Genomic DNA, 1,202 nt, shown 5'->3' with positions numbered 1-1,202 from the left:
CTTCACTAGCCACCTTGAGTGCAAGCTGAAGATCGGAATTCTCAATGTCGCGAATAATACGTTGAATCGAGCGGTTGTCAATATTGACAATATCTTCGAAGACGAACATCCGCTTCTTAATTTCTTCGGCAAGCTCGGGATCCTGGATCTCCAGAGAATCGAGAATCGTACGTTCAGTCCCACGGTCGACACCGTTCAGGATTTGAACGATCGCTTCGATACCACCTGCCGATGTGTAATCCTGCGTCACTGTGGAAGAAAGCTTCTGTTCCAAGACTCGCTCGACCTGTGTAATAACTTCCGGTGACGTACTGTCCATCATCGCAATTCGCTTAGCTACTTCAGCCTGCTTCTCTTGTGGCAAGGAAGACAAGATGATAGAAGCTTGCTCGGATTGCAAATAGGATAAGATCAGCGCAATCGTCTGCGAATTCTCATTCTGAATAAAGTTCAGGATTTGCCCGGGATCTGCTTTTCTTGCAAAGTCAAATGGTCGCACTTGAAGCGTTGCCGTCAGACGGTTTATAATGTCCATCGCTCTGCCGGAACCAAGCGCTTTCTCCAATATTTCTTTGGCGTACGAAATACCGCCTTGTGAGATGTATTCTTGAGCCAAGCATATTTGATGGAATTCCGCTAATATTCTTTCTTTCTCTGAAGCATCTACTTTGCGGACATTAGCGATTTCCAATGTTAGCTGCTCAATTTCTTCTTCCCGCAAATGTTTGAAAATTTGCGCAGATACTTCAGGACCTAGGCTAATTAGCAAAATTGCCGCTTTTTGGCGCCCTGTCAAACTATTCGGCAGTTGTGCCCCTTTGGCCACGAAAGTTCCCCCTATTCATCAACAAGCCAAGTACGAAGCAGATTCACAAAGTCTTCTGGCTTCTTCTTCGCGAGTGATTCCAACTGTTTGCGCATCTGATTCTCTGGTGAAGCATTCTCCATATCAATCGTCGGCAACTCTACTACAACTGGAGCTGGAATCTCTTCTTCAATTATTTCAGCTTGCTTTCTTCTGCGCATCAAGTATCCGCCTAGACCAGCAAGAATCAGAGCTGCGGCGCCTATACCACCCCACAACAAATAGTTGTTCGTAGCCGAGCTTGCCGTAACATCGTTGCTTGCGAATGGCTGCACGAAGAGTGTCACTTTACGAGCAATTGCATCGTCAGTAAACGTCTGACCACTATCCGCTAAGG

General features: G+C 46.3%; 2 protein-coding genes. Both read right to left on the bottom strand.

The window, feature by feature from the left end:
* The coding region (fliG, locus tag AC1DWB_RS35615; protein ID WP_477545783.1) for a flagellar motor switch protein FliG at positions 1–826 on the bottom strand (826 nt) is incomplete at its 3' end.
* An 11-nt stretch (positions 827–837) separates the two neighbouring features.
* Positions 838–1,202: LPXTG cell wall anchor domain-containing protein (locus AC1DWB_RS35610; RefSeq protein WP_477545782.1), on the bottom strand; the 365-nt coding region annotated here is incomplete at its 5' end.

Source organism: Paenibacillus sp. P4_E11 (assembly GCF_056401635.1).
The sequence above is the reverse complement of the archived record's forward strand: the minus strand, read 5'-3'. Positions and strand labels throughout refer to the sequence as shown.